General features: G+C 72.8%; 1 protein-coding gene. It reads left to right on the forward strand.

Annotated features, from left to right (window positions below):
- On the forward strand, positions 1-232 hold a 232-nt coding region (locus tag ACEN88_RS36335), incomplete at both ends, for a DUF2264 domain-containing protein (protein WP_413347219.1).

Genomic DNA, 232 nt, shown 5'->3' on the forward strand with positions numbered 1-232 from the left:
GACGCGGCCACGCCGGCGCCGCGCGCGGGGAACGACCGCGAGTGGATGCTGAACCTGCTGCGCCGGATGGCCGAGCCCGTGCTGGAAGCGATGGCGCAGGGCGAGCTGAAAAAACGCTTCGCGCTGGAGCTGAGCCCCACGTGGGACGGCCGCAGCCCGCAGGTCGCGTACCTGGAATGCTTCGGCCGGCTCATCGCGGGCATCGCGCCGTGGCTGGCGCTGCCCGACGATG

The sequence above is a fragment of the Massilia sp. CT11-108 genome (genome assembly GCF_047302915.1).
In the GTDB taxonomy this organism is placed as follows: domain Bacteria; phylum Pseudomonadota; class Gammaproteobacteria; order Burkholderiales; family Burkholderiaceae_D; genus Telluria; species Telluria orientalis.